The 24084-nt window shown below is 73.5% G+C and carries 21 protein-coding genes and 1 tRNA gene; 9 read left to right on the plus strand and 13 right to left on the minus strand.

Annotated features, from left to right (window positions below; genetic code table 11):
* Positions 1-23 precede the first annotated feature (23 nt).
* Positions 24-1682 carry a GMC oxidoreductase gene (locus ACFWP3_RS08820; RefSeq protein WP_384217753.1) on the plus strand — a complete coding sequence of 553 codons (1659 nt, stop codon included), beginning with the start codon at positions 24-26 and terminating at the stop codon, positions 1680-1682.
* Positions 1683-1743: 61 nt separating this feature from the next.
* On the opposite strand, the gene ACFWP3_RS08825 is transcribed toward ACFWP3_RS08820, so the two are convergent.
* The 5 genes from ACFWP3_RS08825 to ACFWP3_RS08845 all read right to left on the minus strand — a co-directional run bounded on the left by ACFWP3_RS08825 (position 1744) and on the right by ACFWP3_RS08845 (position 5802).
* On the minus strand, positions 1744-2223 hold the full coding sequence (locus ACFWP3_RS08825) for a carboxymuconolactone decarboxylase family protein (protein WP_384217755.1): 480 nt from the start codon (positions 2221-2223) through the stop codon (positions 1744-1746).
* The gene (locus tag ACFWP3_RS08830) at positions 2220-3302 is read right to left on the minus strand and encodes a dihydrodipicolinate reductase (RefSeq protein ID WP_384217758.1); all 1083 of its coding nucleotides are present in this window, start codon (positions 3300-3302) and stop codon (positions 2220-2222) included. Before ACFWP3_RS08830 ends, ACFWP3_RS08825 begins: the two co-directional genes overlap by 4 nt.
* An 84-nt stretch (positions 3303-3386) precedes the next feature.
* Positions 3387-3545 (minus strand): DUF6126 family protein, encoded by a 159-nt coding sequence (locus ACFWP3_RS08835; RefSeq protein WP_362301633.1) that lies wholly within the window; start codon positions 3543-3545, stop codon positions 3387-3389.
* Between the two features lie 16 nt (positions 3546-3561).
* Positions 3562-4185 carry a helix-turn-helix domain-containing protein gene (locus ACFWP3_RS08840; RefSeq protein WP_384217761.1) on the minus strand — a complete coding sequence of 208 codons (624 nt, stop codon included), beginning with the start codon at positions 4183-4185 and terminating at the stop codon, positions 3562-3564.
* Positions 4186-4266: 81 nt separating this feature from the next.
* Complete coding sequence (locus ACFWP3_RS08845) at positions 4267-5802, minus strand: ATP-dependent DNA ligase (RefSeq protein WP_384217763.1); 1536 nt, start codon at positions 5800-5802, stop codon at positions 4267-4269.
* Positions 5803-5964: 162 nt separating this feature from the next.
* Here ACFWP3_RS08845 and ACFWP3_RS08850 point away from each other — a divergent pair, with 162 nt between their 5' ends.
* Complete coding sequence (locus tag ACFWP3_RS08850) at positions 5965-8691, plus strand: alpha/beta fold hydrolase (protein ID WP_384217766.1); 2727 nt, start codon at positions 5965-5967, stop codon at positions 8689-8691.
* Entirely contained in the window at positions 8688-9551 is an 864-nt protein-coding gene (locus ACFWP3_RS08855; RefSeq protein ID WP_384217768.1) for an ABC transporter permease, read from the plus strand. Before ACFWP3_RS08850 ends, ACFWP3_RS08855 begins: the two co-directional genes overlap by 4 nt.
* Positions 9552-9576: 25 nt before the next feature.
* Here ACFWP3_RS08855 and ACFWP3_RS08860 read toward each other — a convergent pair whose 3' ends face one another.
* From ACFWP3_RS08860 to ACFWP3_RS08880, 5 genes are all read right to left on the minus strand, one after another.
* Positions 9577-10542 (minus strand): D-2-hydroxyacid dehydrogenase family protein, encoded by a 966-nt coding sequence (locus ACFWP3_RS08860; protein WP_384217770.1) that lies wholly within the window; start codon positions 10540-10542, stop codon positions 9577-9579.
* Positions 10539-11489, minus strand: a complete 951-nt coding sequence (locus tag ACFWP3_RS08865; protein ID WP_384217773.1) for an aldo/keto reductase — start codon at positions 11487-11489, stop codon at positions 10539-10541. The genes ACFWP3_RS08860 and ACFWP3_RS08865 overlap by 4 nt, the downstream gene beginning before the upstream one ends.
* A gap of 130 nt (positions 11490-11619) precedes the next feature.
* Entirely contained in the window at positions 11620-12777 is a 1158-nt protein-coding gene (gene galK, locus ACFWP3_RS08870) for a galactokinase (protein WP_384217775.1), read from the minus strand.
* On the minus strand, positions 12774-13817 hold the full coding sequence (galT, locus tag ACFWP3_RS08875; protein WP_384217778.1) for a galactose-1-phosphate uridylyltransferase: 1044 nt from the start codon (positions 13815-13817) through the stop codon (positions 12774-12776). The genes galK and galT overlap by 4 nt, the downstream gene beginning before the upstream one ends.
* A gap of 14 nt (positions 13818-13831) precedes the next feature.
* Positions 13832-15646 (minus strand): beta-galactosidase family protein, encoded by a 1815-nt coding sequence (locus ACFWP3_RS08880; RefSeq protein WP_384217781.1) that lies wholly within the window; start codon positions 15644-15646, stop codon positions 13832-13834.
* Between the two features lie 168 nt (positions 15647-15814).
* Between ACFWP3_RS08880 and ACFWP3_RS08885 the strand changes: the two genes are divergently transcribed.
* Positions 15815-16966 (plus strand): substrate-binding domain-containing protein, encoded by a 1152-nt coding sequence (locus ACFWP3_RS08885; protein ID WP_384217783.1) that lies wholly within the window; start codon positions 15815-15817, stop codon positions 16964-16966.
* Between the two features lie 238 nt (positions 16967-17204).
* Here the strand turns inward: ACFWP3_RS08885 and ACFWP3_RS08890 are convergent, their stop codons facing one another.
* Together ACFWP3_RS08890 and ACFWP3_RS08895 are read right to left on the minus strand one after the other, a co-directional pair.
* Entirely contained in the window at positions 17205-18023 is an 819-nt protein-coding gene (locus ACFWP3_RS08890) for a sugar phosphate isomerase/epimerase family protein (protein WP_384217787.1), read from the minus strand.
* Entirely contained in the window at positions 18020-19108 is a 1089-nt protein-coding gene (locus ACFWP3_RS08895; protein ID WP_384217790.1) for a LacI family DNA-binding transcriptional regulator, read from the minus strand. Before ACFWP3_RS08895 ends, ACFWP3_RS08890 begins: the two co-directional genes overlap by 4 nt.
* A 266-nt stretch (positions 19109-19374) precedes the next feature.
* Here ACFWP3_RS08895 and ACFWP3_RS08900 point away from each other — a divergent pair, with 266 nt between their 5' ends.
* The 4 genes from ACFWP3_RS08900 (at position 19375) to ACFWP3_RS08915 (ending at position 23223) form a co-directional block, all read left to right on the plus strand.
* Positions 19375-20499 carry a Gfo/Idh/MocA family protein gene (locus ACFWP3_RS08900; protein WP_384217868.1) on the plus strand — a complete coding sequence of 375 codons (1125 nt, stop codon included), beginning with the start codon at positions 19375-19377 and terminating at the stop codon, positions 20497-20499.
* A complete protein-coding gene (locus ACFWP3_RS08905) occupies positions 20496-21653 on the plus strand; it encodes a dihydrodipicolinate synthase family protein (RefSeq protein WP_384217791.1) in 1158 nt (385 codons plus the stop codon). The genes ACFWP3_RS08900 and ACFWP3_RS08905 overlap by 4 nt, the downstream gene beginning before the upstream one ends.
* Positions 21650-22495, plus strand: a complete 846-nt coding sequence (locus tag ACFWP3_RS08910) for a sugar phosphate isomerase/epimerase family protein (protein ID WP_384217794.1) — start codon at positions 21650-21652, stop codon at positions 22493-22495. Before ACFWP3_RS08905 ends, ACFWP3_RS08910 begins: the two co-directional genes overlap by 4 nt.
* A 296-nt stretch (positions 22496-22791) precedes the next feature.
* Complete coding sequence (locus ACFWP3_RS08915) at positions 22792-23223, plus strand: VOC family protein (protein WP_384217796.1); 432 nt, start codon at positions 22792-22794, stop codon at positions 23221-23223.
* A 58-nt stretch (positions 23224-23281) separates the two neighbouring features.
* On the opposite strand, the gene ACFWP3_RS08920 is transcribed toward ACFWP3_RS08915, so the two are convergent.
* Positions 23282-23358: transfer RNA gene (locus tag ACFWP3_RS08920), tRNA-Trp, on the minus strand.
* A 103-nt stretch (positions 23359-23461) separates the two neighbouring features.
* Here ACFWP3_RS08920 and ACFWP3_RS08925 point away from each other — a divergent pair.
* Positions 23462-23986 (plus strand): DUF4352 domain-containing protein, encoded by a 525-nt coding sequence (locus tag ACFWP3_RS08925; RefSeq protein ID WP_384217799.1) that lies wholly within the window; start codon positions 23462-23464, stop codon positions 23984-23986.
* The last annotated feature ends 98 nt before the right edge of the window (positions 23987-24084 follow it).

A 24084-nucleotide genomic window follows, 5' to 3' on the forward strand; every position in this document is an offset into this window, starting at 1 on the left:
CAGCCGAGAGTGAGGAACGTCACATGAGTGACAATGGCGTGCCCAGAAACGGTTCCAACGGCTCCGACGGATTTTCCCGTCGCGGATTCCTTGCGAGAACAGGTTCTATTTTGGGGGCCGTGGCCCTCTCTGCACAAGTCACTTCCGCTCATGCGGCGCACACCTCCGCCACCACAGCCGCCGCCATCGGCGACGGGGCCCGCGTCCCGGTCCTGATCATCGGCACCGGATACGGCGGATCCGTCGCCGCCCTGCGCCTGGCCCAGGCCGGTGTCGACGTCCACATGATCGAGATGGGCATGGCCTGGGACACCCCGGGCACCGACGGCAAGATCTTCGCCCACACCACCAAACCCGACTACCGCTCCTACTGGCTGCGCACCAAGACCAAGGCGCCGCTCAGCAATTTCCTCGGATTCCCGATCGACAAGAACGTCCCCAAGTACACGGGCATCCTCGACGCCGAGGAAATGGGCGGCATCATCGTCTACCAGGGCCGCGGGGTCGGCGGTGGCTCGCTCGTCAACGGAGGCATGGCCGTCACCCCCAAGCGGGCGAACTTCAGCTCCGTCCTGCCGTCGGTGAACGCCGACGAGATGTACGACACCTACTACCCCCGCGCCAACGCGGGGCTCGGCGTGGGCCTGATCGACCCGGCCTGGTTCGACACCGTCGCCTGCTACCAGTACGCCCGCGTCGGCCGCAAGCACGCCCAGCGCTCCGGATTCCCCTTCGTCTTCGTCCCCGACGTGTATGACTGGGACTACATGAAGCAGGAAGCGGCCGGCACCGTCCCCAAGTCCGCGGTAGACGGCGAGATCCTCTACGGCAACAACCACGGCAAGAAGTCGCTCCAGCAGACCTACATCGCGGCCGCCAAGGCCACGGGCAAGGTCTCCATCTCCCCCCTGCACCAGGTCACCTCGGTCGCCCCGGCCTCCGGCGGCGGCTACACCGTCACCATCAACCAGCTGTCCACCGACGGCAGCGTCACCGCCACCAAGACCGTGACCTCCGACCGGGTCTTCTTCGCCGCCGGCAGCGTCGGCACCAGCAAGCTCCTCGTCAGGCTCAAGGCCACCGGCGTCCTGCCGAACCTGAACGACGAGATCGGCAAGGGCTGGGGCGAGAACGGCAACGTCATGTGCGGCCGCGCCAACCACATGTGGGACGCGACCGGCAAGGTGCAGGCGGCCATCCCCTGCGGCGGCATCGACAACTGGGACGCGGGCGGTGCGTTCGCCGAGGTGGCCCCGCTCCCGACCGGCATCGAGACGTACGCCTCCTTCTACCTCTCGATCACCAAGAACCCGCACCGCGCCCAGTTCTCCTGGAACGCGGCCGCGGGCAAGGTCGACCTCAACTGGCAGACGGCCTGGAAGCAGCCGTCCATCGACATGGCCAAGACCATCTTCGACAAGATCAACTCGAAGGAGGGGACGATCTACCGGACCGACCTGTTCGGCACCAACAAGATCTGGGGCGACCACCTCACCTACCACCCGCTCGGCGGCGCGGTCCTGAACAAGGCCACCGACAACTACGGCCGCCTGCACGGCTACAGCGGCCTGTACGTCATCGACGGCGCGCTGATCCCCGGCAACACCACCGTCAACCCGTTCGTCACCATCACGGCACTCGCCGAACGGAACATCGAGAAGATCATCGCCACCGACCTGTAGCCAGGTCCGCACGCACGACAGCCGGGGCCGATCGGATGATCCGATCGACCCCGGACCCATGTCAGTGACCCGGCAGCATACAGACGCTGTCGAGGCCGAGCACGTGGTTGAGCCGGCCGAAGACCAGCCAGGACCCGATGCTCATCGTCAGCTCCACGATCTCGAGCTGCGTGTAGTGCGCGTTCATCCGCTCCCAGAACTCGTCGTCGAGCCCGTGGTGGTCCAAGGTGAACCGCTCGGCGTACTCCGCCGACATCCGGGTGCGCTCGTCGAAGCGGTCCGTGGTCCGCCACTCGGTGACGGCGTCGGAGAACTCCTCCTCGACCTTCTCCCCCTTCAGCTCCGTGCGCCAGTCCAGGCAGAAGACGCAGCCGTTGATCTGCGCGACCCGCAGCCGGGCGGCCTCGAACTCGCGCAGCCCCAGGGTGGTGTGGGCGTACACGGACAGCGAGAAGTTGGCGGCGGCCATGCCGATGCCGGGGACCAGGTCGCCCCACACGTACTCGATCGCGTGCTGGCCTTCGGGAATGTCGATCCTCATGACTGCTTCCTTCCGAGTTTGCCGATGGCAGGGCGCAGCGGGACGTCCAGGGCGTCGTAGAGCCCGGGTTCCGCCTCGGTGAGCCAGTCGATGGCGCCCACCAGGCGTCCGACGGCGGTGGCGTTGCCGCCCGCCGAGCGGTTCTCCCCCTCGTCCGCGGCCTCGACGGTGACCTCGATGCGCGGGCGGCCCTCGATGACGACCCGGTGGGCGCCGTCGCCGCCGTCGGGCGGGGTGGGCCAGTCCGGGGCGCACGAGGCGTGGATGCGGGTGACGTGCTCGATGACGATGCGCGGTTCGCCCTCGACGATGCCCTGCACCTCGAAGCGGATGGCTCCCTGGGTGCCGGCCTCGAACGCGCCCATCGTGCGGGTGGTGACGGTGGTGTCGAGGGCGCGCCGGTCCACCGTCTCGCGGATCTCGTCCAGTTCCACGCCGAGGGCGCGGGCCATCATGCGTATCTGCCCGCCCCACACCATGGTCGGGATCGAGGGCATGAGCATCATCGGCTCGTAGTCCATGGGCTGGCCCATGCCGACGAGGTAGCGGACGGAGTCCGGCTGGTCGTAGGTGGAGTAGTCGAAGATCTCCTGGCAGCGGATGGCGTCGATCGTCGTGCCCAGGCCGCTGAGCAGGAGCGGGAGGACGTCGTTGCCCCAGCCGGGGTCGACGCCGGAGGCGAAGAGCGAGCCGCCGCCCTCCGCGATGGCCGCCAGGACGGGATCGCGGAACTCGGGCGGGGCGCTGCGGTGGTCGTACAGCGGGTAGAGCGCCGGGCTGACGACGACCGCGCCGGCCCGGATCGCGCGGGTGATGTCGGCGAGGGCGTCGTCGGGCCGGACGTCGCCGGACGCGGCGTACACCACGGCCCGGGGCCGGGCGGCCAGGACGGCGTCGATGTCGTCGGTGGCCTTGACCCCCGACAGGTGGTCGAGTCCGCCGAGTTCACCCGCGTCGCGGCCGACCTTGGCTGGATTGTGGACGATGACTGCGGAGAGTTTCAGCGCTGGATGGGCCTCGACGGCGCGGATGGCCAAACGGCCGACGTTGCCGGTACCCCAGACAACCGTGGAAATCATGCGCGGAGGGTAGCCACAGGACCTGGACGTTTCCATAGTCGTGCGGCCGCAGTCGTACGGCCCGGGCCCCGGCGCCCGGCGGCGTCACTGGTTCTCGGCGCCCAGGACGAAGAGCAGGTAGACGAAGAAGGCGAAAAGATGGCCCACGAACAAGTAGGCGATCAGCCGGATCACCAGACCGCGCGGGAACTTGCTCTCGATGCGCGCCCGCACGGTGGTGACGGGCTCCTGTCCCTCTGACATGGATGCGTCTCCTCGGCTATCGGTGGTGTGTGGTGGCCGCGCCGCCCAGGCACAGCCCGGCGAGGCTGCTCTGCAGCAGGGTGTGGACGAACAGCAGGTCCGCGCCGCCGGGGTCGGCCCCCGCGATGCGGTGCGGGGTCAGCGAGTCGAAGTGGGCGCTGTCACCGGGGTCCAGGAGGTGCTCGGCCTCCCCCAGGTGCAGCCGCAGCCGGCCGCCGAGCACGTACAGCCACTCCTCGCCGGGATGTACGCGCACCAGCTCGCCCGGGCCGCGGCCCTGCGGGACGTGCACGCGCAGGGCCTGCATCCCGCGCCCGGAGCCGCCCGCCTGCCAGTACGTCCAGCCGTCGGCCTCGCGGGCCCCGGGACCGCCGGCCCGTACGATGGGGTCGGCGACGGCCGGGGTCTCGCCGAGCAGCTCGGAGACCGTCGTACCGTAGGTGCGGGCGAGCGCGAGCAGCAACGGCAGCGAGGGCTGGCGCCGGCCGGTCTCCAGGCGGGACAGGTGGGCGGGCGAGAGTCTGGCCCGCGCGGCGGCCGCTTCCAGGGTGAGTCCGGCGCGGCGGCGCAGGTCACGCAGTTGCGGGGCCACGGCGGGCAGCTCGTCGCCCGCTTCCTCGGGGGCAGGACCGGGGTTCATGCCACGATTGAGCCAGAGACTTGCCTACAAGGCAATCCGTGTTGCCTCTGAGGCAAAACCCCCCTCCTCCGGCCCGCTCTCCTAGCCCGCGCTGCCGCCCGCGAGCACCGTGTCCACCGTGTCGGCCTGCCCCGCGCTCTTGTCCGGGCGGTGCCTGAGCACCCGTGCGAAGCGCAGCGCGACCCCGGCGGGATAGCGGGAGGAGCGCTGCAGGCCGTCGTAGGCGATCTCCACCACGAGTTCGGGCCGCACCCGCACGGTGAAGCCGTCGTCCGAGGTGGCGAGGGCGGTCAGCGCGCGGGTCTGCCAGCGCAGCATCTCGTCGGTGAGCCCCTTGAAGGTCTTGCCGAGCATCGCGTAGCCGCCGTCGGCGGCCCGGGCGCCCAGGTGCAGGTTCGACAGCAGCCCGGTGCGCCGCCCGTGGCCCCATTCGGCGGCGAGGACGACCAGGTCCAGGGTGTGCACCGGTTTCACCTTGAGCCAGTTCTTGCCGCGCCGGCCCGCCGCGTAGGCCGAGTCGAGGCCCTTGGCCATCACCCCCTCGTGGCCGCGGCGCAGGGTCTCGGCCCAGAACTCCTGCGCCTGCGCGCCCTGCGCCGCCGGATCCTCGACCACCAGGCGCCGTACCCGGGCGCTCTCGGGCACCAGGGCGGCGAGGGTCTCGTACCGCTCGCGGACCGGACGGTCGAGCAGCACGTCCGGTCCGGCGGCCAGCACGTCGAAGAAGTACGCGGCCACGGGCAGCGTCCGCCGGGCCGCCTCGACGTCCACGCGGGAGCCGACCCGGCTCGCGATCTCCTGGAAGGGCACCGGGCGGCCGTCCGCGGACCGGCCGATGACCTCTCCGTCGAGGATGAACCGCTCCCCCGGCAGCGACCGGGCCAGCTCGGCCACCTCCGGCAGCCGGTCGGTGATCTCGTCGAGGGAGCGCGTGTACACCCGTACCTCGTCCCCCTCCCGGTGGACCTGCACCCGGATCCCGTCGAGCTTCTCCTCCACCGCGCAGGGCCCGAGCGCGGCCAGTGCCTCTGCGACGGACTTCGCGGTGCTCGCCAGCATGGGCTGCACCGGCTGTCCGACGCGCAGGGTGAACCCGCCGAGCGCCGCCGCGCCCCCGGCCAGCACGGCCGCCGCGACCCGGGGCAGCGAGCCGTCCAGCATCACCGCCCGGCGCAGGTCCGCGGCCGGCACCGCGGCGGCCGCGGCCACGCCCTCCAGGGCCACCGCGTCCAGCGCGCCCTGGCGCACCTCCCCCGACAGCAGGCTGCGCAGGAACCGCTGCTCGGGTTCGGTGGCCGCGCCCAGCAGGTCCTGGAGGATGCGGCGGCGCCCCGCCTGCGATCCCGCGCCCGCGACGGCGGCCAGCTCGGTGACCGCGGCGTCCACGGCCCGGACGGTCAGGGTGGGATCCGGGGCGGGCGCCACGTCCTGCCCCAGCGCGCGCCAGCCGATGCCCGGCCGGCCCTGCGGGAGGCGCCCGGCGAGGTACGAGATCACCAGCGCGGCCTCCTCCGGGGGCGCGGCGGCGAACAGCTCCGCGAGCAGGGCGGTCTTCCCGGAGCGGGCGGAGGTCTCGGCGACCTCCCGGGACACGCGCGCGACCTCGGCCAGCAGCATGCGGCCATCCTCCCGCCCCGGCGCGCGCCCCGCAGGTCGGGATCCGGTCACCCCGCATACCGCAGACGCGGTATGCGCGGCGGCCGGCGTACTCCTTCGGAAGGTGGGGACATCCCCCTGGGGAGGCTCGGGTGCGGGGCGGCGTGCGTTTAGGGTTCCCGTATGAAGCTCCGACTGCCCAGGCGCCGCCGGGTCCGCCTGTTCGCCGGCGCCGCCGCCCTCGCCGTCGTCGCGGGAGCCGGGCCCTGGCTCGTGTCGGCCGCGTCCGGCGACACCGCTGCCGTGCACCGCGAGGACCGCGTGGTGGACATGCCAGGCGCCGCGATCGACACCTCCTACTTCACGGCGGAGGGCTCCGGCGACGGCGGAAGCGGGGCGAAGAAACGTCCCGCTGTGCTCCTCGGCCACGGATTCGGCGGCAGCAAGGAGGACGTGCGCGCCCAGGCCGAGCAGCTGGCCCGCGACGGGTACGCCGTGCTGACCTGGTCGGCCCGCGGCTTCGGCCGCTCCGGCGGCCGGATCGGGCTGAACGACCCCGAGTACGAGGTCAAGGACGTGTCCCGGCTCATCGACTGGCTCGCCACCCGGCCCGAGGTGCGGCTCGACGCGGAGGGCGACCCGCACGTCGGCGTGGCCGGCGCCTCCTACGGCGGGGCGGTCGCCCTGCTCGCCGCCGGGTACGACCGGCGGGTGGACGCCATCGCCCCGCAGATCACCTACTGGAACCTGGCCGACTCCCTCTTCCCGAACGGCGTCTTCAAGAAGCTCTGGGCCGGGATGTTCTTCACCACGGGCTCCGCGGGCGGCATGCGGCCCGCGCAGCAGGGCCCGCAGGCGGCCGAACCGCCCGCCGCCCCCGGCTGCGGGCGCTTCCAGCCCGAGCTGTGCGCCATGTACGAGCGGGTCGCGGTGGCCGGGAAGCCCGATGCCGAAGCCCGGGCGCTGCTGGAGCAGCGCAGCCCGTCGGCCGTCGGCGCCCGGATCAAGGTGCCGACCCTCATCGTGCAGGGCCAGGACGACTCCCTCTTCCCGCTGGACCAGGCCGATTCCATGGCCAAGGCCATCGCGGCGAACGGCGCGCCCGTCTCCGTGGACTGGGCGTCGGGCGGACACGACGGCGGCACGCGCGAGGCCGACCGGACGGCGGCCCGGACGGCGGCCTGGTTCGACCGCCACCTCAAGGACGACGAAGGCGCCGACACCGGGCCGGCCTTCCGCGTCTCGCGCTCCGGCGGCATCGACTCGACCGACGGCCAGGTGCAGCTGCGCGGCGCCACCGGCGACCGGTACCCGGGGCTCGCTTCGGACCCGCGGGAGTTCGCCCTGGCCGGCCCCGAGCAGAGCTTCGCCAATCCGGCGGGCGGCGCGCCTCCCGCGCTGTCCTCGCTGCCGGGCATCGGCGGGCAGCTCGCCTCCTTCGGAGCCGGGCTCTCACTGGACTTCCCCGGGCAGAACGCCCGCTTCGAATCGCAGCCGCTGGCCGAGGAGGTACGGATCACCGGGGCGCCGACCGTCAACCTGAAGGTGAGGTCGACGGCCGCGGACGGTTCGGCCGTGCTCTTCGGCAAGGTGTACGACGTCGGCCCGGACGGCCGCACGCAGGTGCTGCCGAGTCAGCTGGTGGCCCCGTTCCGGGTGGAGAACGCGCAGCAGGAGACCTCGGTCGAGCTGCGGCTGCCGGCGATCGACCACGCCGTCGAGGCCGGGCACCGGCTGCGGCTGGTGGTCGCCGCGACCGACCTGGGCTACGCGAGCCCGGCGGCCCCGGCCGTCTACACGGTCTCGGCGCAGGGCCCGCTGGCCGTGCCCGTCGCCCTGGAGGTCCGGACCGCCACCGCCGGCCTGCCCGCCTGGACCTGGGGGCTGCCGCTCGGCGCGGCGGCGCTGGCCGCGGCCCTGCTGGGGATCCGCAGGACCGGCCGGGGCGGTGCGGGCACGGGCGGCCGGGGAGCGCAGCCGGACCCCGCGCTGGCCGACGTACCGCTGGAGATCACCGGTCTGACGAAGCGGTACGCGAAGGCGGAGGACCGGTACGCGGTCCGGGACCTGTCGTTCCGGGTGGAGAAGGGGCAGGTGCTGGGGCTCCTCGGACCCAACGGGGCCGGGAAGACCACCACGCTGCGGATGCTGATGGGCCTGATCTCGCCGGACGCCGGGGAGATCCGGGTGTTCGGGCACGCGGTGCGGGCCGGTGCGCCGGTGCTGTCGCGGGTCGGGGCCTTCGTGGAGGGCGCGGGCTTCCTGCCGCACCTGACGGGCCGCGCGAACCTGGAGCTGTACTGGCAGGCCACCGGCCGCCCGGCCGAGGACGCGCACCTGGCGGAGGCCCTGGAGATCGCCGGGCTCGGCGACGCGCTGGAGCGCGCGGTGCGCACGTACTCGCAGGGCATGCGGCAGCGCCTGGCGATCGCCCAGGCCATGCTCGGCATGCCGGACCTGCTGATCCTCGACGAGCCGACGAACGGTCTGGACCCGCCGCAGATCCGCGAGATGCGGGACGTGATGATCCGCTACGCGGCGGGCGGGCGGACGGTCATCGTCTCCAGCCACCTGCTGTCCGAGGTGGAGCAGTCCTGCACGCACCTGGTGGTCATGGACCGCGGCAGGCTGGTGCAGGCCGGAGAGGTCGCCGAGATCACCGGCGGCGGGCACACCCTGCTGGTGTCGCTCGCGGGGCCGGTCGACGACATGGCCGTCGAGAAGGTGGCGGCGCTGGAGGGAGTGGGTTCCGTGGTGGCCGCCGACGACGGGCTCCTCGTACGGCTCGAAGGCGCGACGGCCGCCGGGCTGATCGCCGAACTCGTGCGGCTGGAGGTGCCGGTGAGCGGAGTGGGTCCGCACCGGCGGCTCGAGGACGCGTTCCTCACCCTGATCGGAGGTTCGGCATGAGCGCCGTACAAGAGGTGGCCCCCGGCTACCAGGCCGGGCGGACGCTGCCGCTGCGCGTGGAGGCGCTGCGGCAGTGGCGCAGGCGGCGGACGCTGGTGATGTTCGGGGTGCTGGCCGCACTGCCGTTCATCATGCTCATCGCCTTCGCGGTGGGCGGCGGACCGGACGGCCCCGACGGGGGCAACGGCCGGATCACGCTGATCGACACCGCGACGGCCTCCGGCGCGAACTTCGCGGCGACCTGCCTGTTCGTCTCGGCGGGCTTCCTGCTGGTGGTGCCGGTGGCGCTGTTCTGCGGGGACACGGTGGCCTCGGAGGCGAGCTGGTCCTCGCTGCGCTATCTGCTGGCCTCACCGGTGCCGCGGGCGCGGCTGCTGTGGAGCAAGCTGGTGGTGGCGCTCGGCTTCAGTCTCGCGGCGATGGTGCTGCTGCCGGTGGTGGCGCTGGCGGCGGGCACGGTCGCGTACGGGTGGGGGCCGCTGAAGATCCCGACGGGCGGGGCGCTGGCCGCCGGGGACACCGTGCCGCGGCTGGCGCTGGCGGTTGCCTTCGTCTTCGTGTCGCAGCTGGTCACGGCGGGGCTCGCGTTCTGGCTGTCCACGCGGACGGACGCGCCGCTGGGCGCGGTGGGCGGTGCGGTCGGTCTGACGATCGTCGGCAACGTGCTGGACGCGGTGACGGCCCTCGGGTCCTGGCGCGAGTTCCTGCCGGCGCACTGGCAGTTCGCGTGGGCGGACGCCCTGCAGCCGCAGCTGGAGTGGGGCGGGATGGTCAAGGGGGCGGCGGTGTCGGTGTCGTACGCGCTGGTGCTCTTCGCCCTCGCCTTCCGGGGGTTCTCCCGCAAGGACATCACGTCCTGAGCGGAAGAACCACGGAGGCGCCGGCCTACGGCAGTACGCGTACGGGTGAGCCGTCGAGGAACGCTTGGATGTCCTCGACGGCTTCGCCGTAGTACGTGGCGTAGTTGGCCCGGGTGACGTAGCCGAGGTGCGGGGTCGCCAGGAGCCTCGGGGCGGTGCGCAGCGGATGGTCCCCCGGCAGCGGTTCGGTGTCGAAGACGTCCAGGGCGGCGCCCGCGATGCGGCCCGCGCGCAGGGCCGCGAGGAGCGCGTCCTGGTCGACGATGGCCGCGCGGGAGGTGTTGACGAGGTAGGCGCTCTGCTTCATCAGCGCCAGTTCGGCGGCGCCGATCAGGCCGCGGGTGCGTTCGCCGAGGGCCAGGTGGACGGAGACGAAGTCGCTGCGCGCCATCAGTTCCTCCTTGGAGGCGGCGAGCTCGACGCCGGCCTCCGCGGCCCGCTCCTTGGTGAGGTTCTGGCTCCAGGCCACCACCTCCATGCCGAAGGCGAGCCCGATCCGGGCGACGCGGCCGCCGATCTTGCCGAGGCCGAGCAGGCCCAGCCGGCGGCCGTGGAGGTCGGCGCCGACCGTGCTCTGCCAGGGGCCGTACGCGCGCAGGGCGTTGTTCTCCTGGACGATCCCGCGGGCCAGGCCCAGCAGCAGGGCCCAGGTCAGCTCGACGGGCGGGGTGGAGGAGCTGGCGGTGCCGCAGACGGTGACGCCGTTGCGCGCGGCGGCGGCGTAGTCGATCACCGAATTGCGCATGCCGCTGGCGACGAGGAGCTTGAGGCGCGGCAGCCGGTCGAGCAGCGAGGCCGGGAAGGCCAGGCGTTCGCGCAGGGTGACGACGATGTCGAAGTCGGCCAGGCGGGCCGCGAGCCAATCCTCGTGGGAGAGGTGGTCGGAGTACGTGACCACCTCCACCCGGTCCGCGACCGGCGACCAGTCGGCGAGCGAGGTCGCGGCCTCCTGGTAGTCGTCGAGGACCGCGCAGCGCAGCACGCCCTTCACGCCGGGACGCCCGGCGCCACGGCGTCGATCTCGGCGAGCAGTGCGGCGTCCAGCGGGCGGTCGGCCACGGCCGCATTGGCGCGGACCTGCTCGGGAGAGGTGGCTCCGGCAATGACGGAGGCGCAGCCGGGCTGGGCGGAGAGCCAGCCGACGGCGAGTTCGAGGACGGTGCGGTCGTGCTTCTCGGCGAGGGCGGCTAGGGCCTCGACCACGTCGAGGCGCTCGTCGGTGAGGTAGGAGTCGCGGCCTTCGAGGCGGGAGCCGGCCGGGACGGGTGCGCCCCGGCGGATCTTGCCGGTGAGCAGGCCGTTGGCCAGCGGGAAGTACGGGAGCACGCCGACGCCGTAGTGCCGGGCCGCCGGGACGAGTTCGCGCTCGGCCGAGCGCTCCAGTAGCGACCACTGGTTCTGCGCGGAGACGAAGGGCACCGAGCCGGTCTCGCGGGCGGCGTGGGCGGCTTCGGCGAGCTGCCAGCCGGTGAGGTTCGAGTGGCCGATGTAGCGGATCTTGCCCTCGGCGACGAGTTCGGTGAGCGCGGCGAGGGTCTCCGCGATCGGGGTGGCCGGGTCGGGGCTGTGCAGCTGGTACAGGTCGATGTGGTCGGTGCGCAGGCGGCGCAGCGACTCCTCGAGGGCCCTGCGGATGTAGGCGCGGCCGCCACGTGACCCGGCGGCGGGCCCGTACTTCATGTCCATGCCCGCGTAGCCGAACTTGGTGGCGAGGACGACCTGGTCCCGGCGGCCCTTGAGGGCCTGCCCGAGGTGGTTCTCGGAGCCGCCGAGGTCGCCGTAGATGTCGGCGGTGTCGAGGAGGGTGATGCCCGCGTCGAGCGCGGCGTCGACGACGGCGCGGGTGGCCTGGGCGTCGAGCCGGCCGCCGAAGTTGTTGCAGCCGAGCCCGACGGCGGAGACCTGAAGACCCGAACTGCCCAGGGAGAGATAGCGCATGCGATTGGTGCCTCCGCACTCGTGCGATGCCTGACCGGCCGTCGGCCCAGTCTAGAAGAGGCCGACGAGCCGCTCCCCGATGCCCCGATGCCCCGGGCCTCGTCCGCGGTACAGGGCGCGAGGGCGGGGTCTATGCCAGGCGGGTGGCTCCCGCCGAAGGGGACGCCGAGGTGATGCGGGGCGGCGTGTGGCCCGCCCGGCGGAAGGCGTCCGTGACGGCTCGTCTCACCGTGGGTTCGGCGGCCGCGTCGATCAGGGCCAGGGCCGAGCCGCCGAAGCCGCCGCCGGTCATCCGGGACCCGTGGGCCCCGGCCGCGTCGGCCGTGGCCACCGCCAGGTCGAGTTCCGGGCAGGAGACCTCGTAGTCGTCGCGCAGCGAGGCGTGCCCCTCGGTGAGCAGCGGGCCCGTCTCCCGCAGCCGCCCGGCCCGCAGCAACTCCTCGGTCCGCAGCACCCGCTCGTTCTCCGTGACCACGTGCCGGACGCGGCGGCGCACCACCGGATCGGCGAGGCGGGCCAGCGCGGCCTCGAGGTCCTCGTACGGGAGGTCGCGCAGGGCCGGTACGCCGAGTGCCTCGGCTGCCCGGTGGCAGGAGGCCAGGCGCTGGGCGTAGGCCCCGTCCGCCAGGGCGTGCTTGACGCGGGTGTCGATGACGAGGAGGCGCAGGCCCGCCGCCTCGCAGTCGAAGGGGATGTGCCGCTGTTCGAGGCTGCGGGTGTCCAGGTGGAGGGCGTGGCCTTCGGTCGCGCACGCCGAGGCCATCTGGTCCATCACCCCGCAGGGGACGCCGACGTACGCGTTCTCGGCGCGCCGGGCGAGCGCGGCCAGTTCGGGCCGGGTGAGCGGGAGCCCGTACAGGTCGGCGAGGGCCAGTGCGGTGGCCACCTCCAGGGCGGCGGAGGAGGACAGCCCGGCTCCGGTCGGCACGTCGGACCGTACGTGCAGATCGGCTCCCCTGACCGGAAGCTCAGCATCCAGCAGGGCCCAGAAGACCCCGGCCGGGTACGCGGCCCAGCTGTCCGCGCCCTGCGGAGGGTGCGCCGGGTCGAGCGCGGCGAGGTCGAGGGTCACCACGCCGGCCCGGGTGTTGGCGGAGTGGAGCCTGATGATCCCGTCAGTGCGCGGGGCCGCGGCCACCTCGGTGCGCTGCGGGAGCGCGAAGGGCAGGGCGAAGCCGTCGTTGTAGTCGGTGTGTTCGCCGATCAGGTTGACCCGCCCCGGCGCCGCCCAGACCCCCTCGGGCGGGCTGCCGTACAGCTCCCGGAACTCCTCGGCGGTCCCGGTCACGGGGTCGCCACCTCCCGCAGGCGCGCGGCCGCGTCCTCGGGCCGGACGTCGTTCATATAGGCCTCCATGCCCGATTCGGTCCCGGCGAGGTACTTCAGCTTGTCCGCGGTGCGCCGGACCGTGAACAGCTCCAGGTGCAGCGCGAAGTCCTCGCGCCCTGCGCCGAGCGGGGCCTGGTGCCAGGCGGAGATGTAAGGGGTGGGGTCGGTCCGGCCGAAGAGCCGGTCGAAGCGGCGCAGCAGTTCGAGGTAGATCCGGGGGAACTCGGCGCGGGCCGCGTCGCCCAGGGCGGGCAGGTCGGGGACCCGCTGGTGCGGGTAGAGGTGGACCTCGTACGGCCAGCGCGCCGCGTAGGGCACGAAGGCGGTCCAGTGCTCCCCGGTCAGGACGATCCGCGAGCCGTCGGCGCGTTCGGCGGCCAGCACCTCCTCGAAGAGGTTGCCGCCGGTGCGCGTCCGGTGGGCGGCGACCGTGGCGAGCATCCGGGTGGTGCGCGGGGTGACGAAGGGGAAGGCGTAGATCTGGCCGTGCGGGTGCGCGAGGGTGACGCCGATCTCGGTGCCCCGGTTCTCGAAGCAGTAGACCTGCCGGACTCCGTCGCGGGCGGAGAGTTCGGCGGTGCGGTCCGTCCAGGCGGCCAGCACCAGCGCAGCCCGCTCCTCGTCGAGCTGGGCGAAGGAGGTCCGGTGGTCTGGGGTGAAGCAGATGACCTCGCAGCGGCCGGTCTCTCCGGCGAGGGAGGGGAACCGGTTCTCGAAGACGGCCACTTCGTAGTCGGGGGCCGGGATCTCGCCGGCGCGCCCTTCGGTGGAGGGGCACAGCGGGCAGTCGTCGGCGGGCGGGTGGTAGGTGCGGTCCTGCCGGTGGGAGGCGATGACGACGCTGTCGCCGAGCAGCGGATCGCGGCGGACCTCGGAGGTGCTCGCGGTGGCCCGCGCTCCGAGCGGACGGGTGTCGGGGAAGGCGCGGGCCGCGCCGTCGCCGGTGTCGTAGTAGAGGATCTCGCGGCCGTCGGCCAGGCGGGTGCTCGTGCGCTTCACGTGGGGATCCTCTCTCACTGGAGGGTGACGACGGTCTGGCGGCCCAGGTCGGGCCGGTCGCGCAGCGGCAGTCCGGCGCCGGGGCGCTGCAGTTCGAGGACGATGATCTCGTTGTGTCCCGTGCGCCACAGGGGGCCGGGGGCGTAGAGCGTGCGCTGCGGGCCGCGCGGGGTGTCGTGGTGGCCGAGGAGGAAGCCGTTCAGCCAGACCAGGCCGGTCCCCCAGTCGGACATGTCCACGAAGGCGTCGGCCGGTGCGCCGGCGAGGTCGTGGGTGAAGCGGTGGAAGACGGGCCGGCCCTCTTCGGCGGCGCCGGGTTCCGCGGCGGCGCTCGGCGCCGGGGCGTCGAAGTCGAGTCCGGTGAGGTCCGTGAGCGGCAGCGGGCGGATCTCCCACTCGAACAGCTGCTGGTGGCCGTGGCGCACGCCCCGCCAGATGCCCTTGCGGTCGTCGAGCAGCGGACCGTAGTTGACCCGGCCCTGCGCCCTGACCAGGACGTCGAGGACCACTCCGGCCTCGCCGACGGGCAGGTCCAGTCCCTCGTCGGGGGCGTTGCGGTCGAGCACGCCCAGCGGCACTCCGTCGGCGAAGACGTACGCGCGGTCGCCGAGGCCGTCGATCTTCACGGGCATGACGGGGCGCGGGCCGGTGATGGTGGTGCGGTAGTGGATCATGCCGTGGCTCTGGCCGAGGCGCTCCATGGACTCGGGAGCCGGGCGCAGCACCGGCGGGCCGGCGAGCGGGTCGAGGGAGGTGAGCAGCGGGGCGGTGCCCGCGGGGCTGGCGAGGGCGGGGGTGATCCGCGGCGGCGGCTCGGGCAGCGGGACGTCGGGCAGCGGGACGTACTTGCCTATGACCTCGCGGAACGCGTGGAACTTGGCGGTGAGTTCGCCGGCTTCGCCGATGGGCGCGTCGTAGTCGTAGCTGGTGACGGTGGGCTGGTAGCCGGCCTCCCCCGGGCGGGATCCGGTGTGGTTGGCGCCGGCCCAGAAGCCGAAGTTGGTGCCGCCGTGGGCCATGTAGAGGTTGACGGAGGCGCCGGTGGCGAGGAGTTCGTCGAGCGAGGCGGCGGCGTCTTCGACGGAGCGGACGTGGTGGTCCTCGCCCCAGTGGTCGAACCAGCCGATCCAGAACTCCATCGCGGCGAGCGGGCCGGTCTTCTGGTAGCGGCGCAGGGCCTCGAGCCGTTCGGCGGGCCGGGCTCCGAAGGTGGCGGTGGCGAGCCGGCCGGGGAGCATGCCGCCCTGGAGCATGGCGTCCTCGGGGCCGTCGGCGGTGAACAGCAGGCAGTCCACGCCGCGTTCGACCAGCGCCTGCTCGACGTGGGCGCGGTAGCGGCTGTCGTTGCCGTACGAGCCGTACTCGTTCTCGATCTGGACGGCGACGACCGGGCCGCCGCGGCTCGCGAGGAGGGGCAGCAGCTCGGGGACGACCAGGTCGAACCAGCCGTCCACCTCGGCCTCGAACCGGGGGTCGGAGCAGCGCAGGTGGAGGCCGTCGACGGCGAGGAGGCGGGCGGGCAGGCCGCCGAAGTCCCATTCGGCGCAGATGTACGGGCCGGGGCGGACGATGGCGTCGAGGCCGAGGTCCTGGGCGGTGCGCAGGAAGCGGGCGAGGTCGCGCGGGCCGGAGAAGTCGGCCTTGCCGGGGGCGGTCTCGTGGAAGTTCCAGGGGACGTAGGTGTCCACGGTGTTCGCGCCCATCGCGCGCAGCCGCTTCAGCCGGTCCTCCCACAGGTCCGGGTGGACCCGGAAGTAGTGGAGGGCCCCCGAGACGATGCGGTGGGGGCGGTCTGCGCGCCGGAATCCGTCCTGGTCGTGCGTGAGCATGCGCTGACTCCCGAGAGAGGGTCGTGAGGCCGTGAGATGCGGGACGCCGCCGAATATATGAACGCTCTGACCACGCCGTCAATGACAAGTTGATCGGAATCGATCGAATCGATCGGTTCGAATGTCTATGATGGCGCTGACGGCAGCGGCAGACCGCAGGGGGACCCCTTGAGACCACACGTAGACCAGCGTCAGGCCCAGGTGCTCGCACTCGTCCGGGCGCGGGGCAGTGTGCGCGTCGCGGAGCTGGCCCAGGAGCTGGGCATCTCCCCCGTCACCCTGCGGCGGGACATCGAGGCGATGGCGGCGCGGGGTGAGATCCAGCGGATGCACGGGGTGATCAGCCGGGTGGAGCCGGGATCGGCGCCGGCGGGCGGCCGGGCGGGCGCGGGTGAGGCCGGCGCCTCGGCCGCGGCCCTGTCCACCGCCGCCGGGCAGGGGGCTCCGGCCGGTGCCGGCGAGGGGCTGGTGATCGGGATGGTGGTGCCGACCACCGAGTACTACTACGCCGATGTCGTACGCGGGGCCCGCGCGGCCGTGGAGGCGCGCGGTGCGCGGCTGACGGTGGGGCTGACCCGGTACCTGCCGGGCGAGGACCGGACCCAGGCGGACCGGCTGCTGTCCACCGGGGCGCACGGGCTGCTGCTGACCCCGAACTGGGAGGCCGGGTCGCCCGGGCCCGGGGAGGGGGCCTGGACGGTGGAGCTGCCCGTTCCGACCGTGCTGGTGGAGCGGTGGGCGCCGCCGGGACATCCGGCGGCGGCGCTGGACCGGGTGGCCTCCGACCATGCGCACGGCGCGGCCCGGGCGGTGCAGCACCTGGTGGGGCTGGGGCACCGGCGGATCGCGCTGGCCAGCCGGACCACGCCGACCACGGCGCGGCTGCGGGCCGGGTACGAGGCGGCCGTGGCCGCGCTCGGGCTGGAACCCGCGCCGCCGTGGCCGCCCGCCGGGCCGGGCCCGCTCTCGGACGCGGACACCTTCGCCCGGACGCTGGAGTACCTGTGCGACGCGGTGACGGCGGGCGGGGTGACCGCGGCCCTGATCCACAGCGACACCGACGCGATCATGCTGATCCCTCGGCTCCAGGCACGGGGGGTGCGGGTTCCCGAGGACCTGGCCCTGATCACGTACGACGACGAGGTCGCGGGCCTGGCCGACGTACCCCTGTCGGCGGTGGCACCGGCCAAGCGCGAGGTCGGCGCCCGTGCGGCGGACCTGCTGCTGGACCGGCTGCTGGAACGCCTGTCGGGCGAGAACCCGCAGGGCAGCCCCCGCCAGCACCTGGAACTGCTGCCGCGGCTGACCATCCGCACCTAGCGGAACCCCGGGTCGGTCCGCGGATCTCGCCCCGAACTGATTACTTCGATCGGATTGCACATTCGATCTTGGTCGCGCCTCGGTCAGGTCCCGTCCGGTCCGCGGGCCGTCGCGTACGGGAGCCGCCTGCCCACCCCGGCCTGCCTACCCCGGCCTGCCTACCCCGGCCGGCCTCCCGGGGCTGCGGCCGCCACCAGCCGCCGTCGCGTACGGGAGCAGCCGGCCTACCCCGGGCTGCCTACCCCGGCCGGCCTCCCGGGGCTGCGGCCGCCACCAGCAGCCCCAGCTGCTCGCGCCCCCGGGCGAGGCGGCCGGGCAGCTCGGCCGCCTCGGGGTACCAGCGTTTCTCGTACTCCCAGCAGAGCCAGCCCTCGCCGGCCGTCGCGGCCACGGCCTGGGCCACCGCCTCGGCCAGCGGCAGCACTCCGGCGCCGAGCCCGAGCGGGGTGAGCTCCTGCGCCGAGGCCACGTCCTTCACCTGGACGTAGCCGAGGTGCGCGGCCAGGGCCTGCCGTGACCGCTCGGGGGTCTCGCCACCGAGCCAGGTGTGCAGTACGTCCCACAGCGCGCCCGCGCCGGGATGCCCGACCCGGTCCAGGACCCGGGCGGCGGCCGCCCCGGTGCGGTGGGAGTCGTGCGTCTCCAGCAGGATCCGCACGCCGTGCCGCTCGGCGAACGGGGCCGCGGCCCGCAGCCTGCGCACGGCGTTGGCGTCGGCGGCCGCCTCGGGCAGGTCCCGGCCGCCCGGGAAGACCCGTATGTAGGGGGCTTCGAGGTCGGCGGCGAGCCGGACCAGCGCGCGCAATTCGGCGAGGACCGGCTCGTCGGCGCCGGCCGCGGCCACCTTGGCGTAGCCCGCGACTCCGAGGACGCGGACCCCGGCGGCGGTGAGGGTGCGACGGCCGGCGGTGCGCTCGGCCGGCGGGCTGCCCGGGTGCAGGGGCTCCTCGGGATGCGCGCGCAGCTCCAAGCCGTCGAACCCGTGGTGGGCCGCGAGGGCCGCGCTCCGGTCGAGGCCGGTCCCGGGCAGGCCGAGGGTGGAGAAGGCGTACTTCACGGGCCGCTCCTCTCGGCGGGGGCGGGACCGGTGGAGGCGCGGACCATCAGCTCGGTGGGCAGGGTGGTGATCCCGCCCGGGGGCAGCGGTCTGCGGCCGGTGACCAGGTGGGCGGCGAGCGCGCCCGCCTCGCGCAGGGGCACGCGGACGGTGGTGAGGGCAGGGGCGGTGTCCACACAGAACGGCAGGTCGTCGAATCCTGCGACGGACACGTCCTCGGGAATGCGCAGACCGGCCTCGCGCAGGGCTGCGGCGACTCCGGTGGCGACGGTGTCGTTGGCCGCGGTGACGGCGGTGAAGGGGGCGCCGCGGCGCAGCAGTTCGCGGGTGGCGTCGTAGCCCGCGGAGCGGGTGAAGGGGGCGTGCACGGTGAGGTCGGCGCAGGCTGCTGCGAGACCGGGGTCGTGCCGCAGCAGGGCGTCGCGGTGTCCGGCGAGGCGCTCGCGGGTGGAGCTCAGACCGGGCGGGCCCGCGACGGAGGCGATGCGCCGGTGCCCCAGTGCCAGCAGATGCCCGGCGAGACGGAAGGCGCCGCCGTGGTCGTCGAACGTCACGGTGGCGACGGGCAGTCCGGCCGGGGCGTCGGCGGGCAGGGGCAGCGGGGGCCGCCCGCACAGGACCACGGGCGCGCCGGTCGCGGCGATCCGGGCCACGCGGGCGGCGAGCGCGGCGGTGTGCTCGGGCTCCTCGACGGCGCCGCCGGTGAGGACGACCCCGCCGGCCCGCTGGCCTTCCAGCAGGGCCAGGTAGGCCAGTTCGGCCGCGGGGTCCCCTTCGGTGTTGCAGACGACCGCGAGGCGGCGGGCGTCACCGCGGCCGGTGGGCGCGAGGGCGCCCTGGAGGGACCCGGCGAGGATCCCGAAGAAGCTGTCCGCGACATCGTGGACGAGCACGCCGACGAGGTCGGAGGTCGCGGCCGCGAGGGCGCGGGCCGGCCCGTTGGCGATGTAGCCGAGCTCTTCCACGGCTCGCTCCACCCTGGTGCGGGTGCCGCCCGCCACCGGATATCCGCCGTTGAGCACGCGCGAGACCGTGGCGGGCGACACCCCCGCCCGCACCGCGACCTCGGCCAGGGTCACCGCCATGGCGCACCGCCCCCTTCCTGCTGTCTCCCGGTCTTCTGCTCCGGGCTGTGTCTGCTGCTCCCGGATCATCGTCTCATCCGGTGCGTGGATCTCCATGGTGCCTGATTCGGCAAGCGCTTTCTATCACTCGTTCGTGTCTTGCACTGGAGACGATCGCGGCTCTAGCCTGAATGGAGTGAAAGCGCTTTCTATCGCTTTCCATCGAACGGCACCGAACGATATCGAACGGGGAGGACACCGTGGACCGCAGGACGATCAAGATCGCGATGAACGGCGTGACCGGGCGCATGGGCTACCGGCAGCACCTGGTCAGGTCACTGCTGGCCCTGCGCGAGCAGGGCGGCCTTCCGCTGGGGGACGGCACGGTGCTGTGGCCTGAGCCGGTGCTCGTGGGGCGCCGGGAGCCGGCCCTGCGGGAGATCGCCGAACGGCACGGCCTGGAGCACGTCAGCACCGACCTGGCGGCGGTCCTGGCCGATCCCGAGGTGGAGATCTACTTCGACGCCCAGGTCACCAGCGCCCGCGAGACGGCGGTCCGGCAGGCCATAGCGGCCGGAAAGCACGTCTACTGCGAGAAGCCGACCTCCCTGACCTTCGAGTCCTCGCTCGAGCTGGCTCGGCTGGCCGCGGCCGCCGGGGTCAAGCACGGCGTGGTGCAGGACAAGCTCTTCCTGCCCGGGCTGCTCAAGCTGAGGCGGCTGATCGAGGGCGGGTTCTTCGGCGAGATCCTCTCCGTGCGCGGGGAGTTCGGGTACTGGGTCTTCGAGGGGGACTGGCAGCCCGCCCAGCGGCCCTCGTGGAACTACCGCGCGCAGGACGGCGGGGGCATCGTCGCCGACATGTTCCCGCACTGGGAGTACCTGCTGCACGAGCTGTTCGGCCGGGTCCGTACGGTGCAGGCCCTCACCCGCACGCACATCGGCCGCAGATGGGACGAGGACGGCAAGCCGTACGAGGCGACGGCCGATGACTCCGCGTACGGAATATTCGAGCTGGAGGGCGGCGCGGTCGCCCAGGTCAACTCCTCCTGGGCGGTGCGGGTGCACCGCGACGAGCTGGTGGAGTTCCAGGTGGACGGTACGCACGGGTCGGCCGTCGCCGGGCTGCGGAGCTGCCGCATCCAGCACCGCGGGGCGACGCCGAGGCCCGTGTGGAATCCGGACCTGCCGCAGACCGAGCCCTTCCGCTCCCAATGGCAGGAGGTACCGGACAACGCCCCCGCCGACAACGGCTTCAAAGCCCAGTGGGAGCTCTTCCTGCGCCATGTCGTCCTCGGCGACCCCTGGCGGTGGGACCTGCTGGCCGGGGCCCGCGGGGTCCAGCTCGCCGATCTCGGCCTGCGCTCCTCGGCGGAGGGCCGGCGGCTGACGGTGCCGGAGGTGACCCTGTGAGCATCCGACTCCCCTCGGCGGACGGCGGGTACCGCCTGCACACGCCGAAAACCGATCCCTTCGCACAGCTGCGCAGCGACCCGGCGCACAGCCGGCGGTTCTACTCGGCCGCGCACGTGGTCGCCGATCCCCGGACCCCGCCGGGCGCGGCAGGGCCCGGGGTGGACTGGGACGCGACGCTAGCCTTCCGCCACCGGCTGTGGTCGCAGGGCCTCGGGGTCGCCGAGGCCATGGACACGGCGCAGCGCGGCATGGGCCTGGACTGGCCGGCCGCGGCGGAGCTGATCCGGCGCGCGGCGGCCGAGGCCAGAGCCGTCGGCGGCCGGATCGTCTGCGGGGCGGGCACCGACCAGCTCTCCCCGGACGGGGCGCACCCGCTGACGGCCATCACCGCCGCGTACGAAGAGCAGCTCGCGCACGTCGAGGCCTGCGGGGCGGGCTCCGTCCTGATGGCCTCGCGGGCGCTGGCGGCCTCGGCCCGCGGTCCCGAGGACTACCTGGAGGTGTACGGGCGGCTGCTGCGGCAGAGCGCGCGGCCGGTCGTACTGCACTGGCTGGGGCCGATGTTCGACCCGGCGCTGGCCGGCTACTGGGGCCACGACGACCTCGACGCGGCCACGGAAGTCTTCCTGAAGGTCATCGCCGACTGTCCGGAGAAGGTGGACGGGATCAAGGTCTCGCTGCTGGACGCCGAGCGTGAGGTGGACATCCGTCGGCGGCTGCCGGCGGGCGTGCGCTGCTACACGGGGGACGACTACCACTACCCGCAACTGATAGCGGGGGACGGGGAGCTGGCCAGCGACGCGCTGCTGGGCATCTTCGACCCGATCGCCCCGATAGCGGCCCGGGCGGCGCTGGCCCTGGACCGGGGGGATGCCGCGGGCTTCCGGGAGCTGCTGGATCCGACGGTCCCCCTGTCGAGACATCTCTTCGCCCCTCCGACCCGGTTCTACAAGACGGGTGTGGTGCTGCTGGCCTGGCTGGCCGGGTACCAGGAGGAGTTCAGGATGGTCGGCGGGCTGGAGACGGCGCGGCCCCTGGCCCATCTGGCGACCGCGTACGAACTGGCCGACGGGCTGGGGCTGTTCCCGGATCCGGAGCGTGCCGAGGACCGGATGCGGGGACTGCTCGCGGTGCACGGGGTGGCGTCGTGAGGCCCGTGGCGGCGCCGGCTCCGGCGCGGCTGAGCCTCAACCAGGAGACGATCCGCCAGTGGTCGCTGCCGGAGCTGGTCGCCGGGTGCACGGCGGCGGGGGTGGGCGCGGTCGGGCTGTGGCGGGATCCGGTGCGGGCGTTCGGGGTGCGGGAGACGGCGAAGCTGGTCGCCGGTGCGGGGCTGCGGGTCAGCTCGCTCTGCCGGGGCGGCTTCTTCACCGCGGCTGACCCCGCCGGTCGGGCCGCCGCGCTCGAGGACAACCGCCGGGCCGTGGAGGAGGCGGCCGAACTGGGCGCGGACACACTGGTCCTGGTCTCGGGCAGCCTGCCCGCGGGCGACCGGGACCTGGTGGGGGCGCGTGGGCGGATCGCCGGGATCCTCGGCGAGCTGGCGCCGTGGGCCGCCGCGCACGGGATACGGCTGGGGATCGAACCGCTGCACCCGATGTTCGCCTCGGACCGGTGCGTGGTCTCCACGCTCGGGCAGGCCCTGGACCTGGCCGAGCAGTTCCCCGCGGAGCAGGTGGGGGTGGTGGCCGACTCGTACCACCTGTGGTGGGACGAGCGACTGCCGGCGGATCTGCTCCGGGCGGGCGAGGGCGGGCAGATCGTGTCCGTCCAGGTGGCCGACTGGGTGACTCCGCTCCCCGAAGGCGTGCTGCTGGGGCGCGGACAGCTGGGCGACGGCTCCATCGACCTGCGGGGCTTTCGCCGGATGGCGGACGCGGCCGGATACCGGGGCCCGGTCGAGGTGGAGATATTCAGCCCGGGCCTGTGGGCCCGGGACGGCGCGGAGGTCCTACGGGAGGTGATCGACCGCTACCGCGAGCACGTCGACTGAAGAGCGAGGCAGCGGGCGGCCCCGACCGGGGCCGGGTGGAGCTGCGTGGAGGCGGCCGGCGCCGGGCGGAGCCGGGTACGGGGGCCGGGGCCGGGGCCGGGTGGAGCTGCGTGGAGGCGACCGCCGTCGGGTGGAGCCGGGTCCGGGGGCCGGGGCCGGGGCCGGGGGCGGAGCCGGGGCCGGGTGGACTTGGAGAGGGAGGGCTGTCTAGCATCGTGAGCGCGGCATCGCGTGTCGGTCACCGGCTGGGTGAGGCATGGAGGTCGCCGCGAAGTGCCTTTCGGAGGCATTCACCCATGTCCGTCGCACTGAATCACACGATCGTCCACTCCCGTGACAACCGGGAGTCCGCGGAATTCCTGGCGCACGTCCTCGGTCTGCGCGTCGGGGCCGAGGCGGGCCCCTTCATCCCGGTTGAGACCGCCAACGGCGTCACCCTGGACTTCGCGACCATCCCCGCTGAGTCCATCACCCCGCAGCACTACGCGTTCCTCCTCTCCGAGGAGGAGTTCGACCCCGCCTTCGAGAAGATCCGGGCGGCGGGGGTCGCGTACTACGCCGATCCGCACCGGAAGCACCCCGGCGAGATCAACCACAACGACGGGGGCCGCGGCGTGTACTTCGCGGACCCGGCCGGGCACTGGATGGAGATCATCACCCGCCCGTACGGGTACCAGGAGGACGGGGCCGCCCAGACCTCGGACGGGCCGGGCGCGGACCAGGCCTGACATGCCGTCGGGCCGGACCCCTGAGAGGTCCGGCCCGACGCAGGTCCGCGGGGACCGGTGGCAGGGGCGGCAGGATTCGAACCTGCGACAGACGGTTTTGGAGACCGTTGCTCTGGCCGGCTGAGCTACGCCCCTTCGGTGGACCAAACATGTCATGGGCCCTGCCCCGGGCTCCATCGAATTACCGGGCCTACCGTGCAGGTGGCGGGACCCTGGGCCGGGGAGGATCGTGGAGAGGGTGATCGGTGGATCAGCGCGTGCCCCGCTGGCCCGGCGCCGTCTGCGCGGCGCTGCGGCCGCGCTCGTGCTCGCGGTGTTCGGCCCGGCGCTGCTCGGCGCGGCGCCCGGTGGCTCGGGCGAGACCGTCTCCCTCGCCGGGAGCGAGCCCGGCCAGCGGCTCGACGTCACCCTGGTCCAGGTGGTGGACCCGGCGAGCCCGGCCGATGCACAAGGTCCGGCGCCCGACGCCTCGACGCGGCTGCTGGCGGTCCGGTTCCGCCTGGAGAACACCGGGACGGCCGTGTACAAGGACTCCCCCGCTCCGGCCGCGCACCTGCTGGACACCGCCGGGAAGCGGTTCTCCGGCCTCAACAGCCCGACGACGGCCGGGGAGTCCTTCCCGGACACCGTCACCCTGGACCCCGGCGGCTCGGCCGAGGGCTTCGTCACCTTCCGGCTGCCGCAGGACGCCACCCCGGCGGCGGTCCAGTTCGCGCTGAACGGCGGCCTCGCCGACGACGTCGGCCAGTGGAGCCTCCCGTAACCCGACCGTGAGGCCGATCGTGGGACCGGCCGTGGGACCGACCGCGAACCCCGGCCATGGGACCGGCCGTGGGACCGACCGCGAACCCCGGCCGTGAG

The organism is Streptomyces sp. NPDC058525, from assembly GCF_042719495.1.
GTDB lineage: Bacteria > Actinomycetota > Actinomycetes > Streptomycetales > Streptomycetaceae > Streptomyces.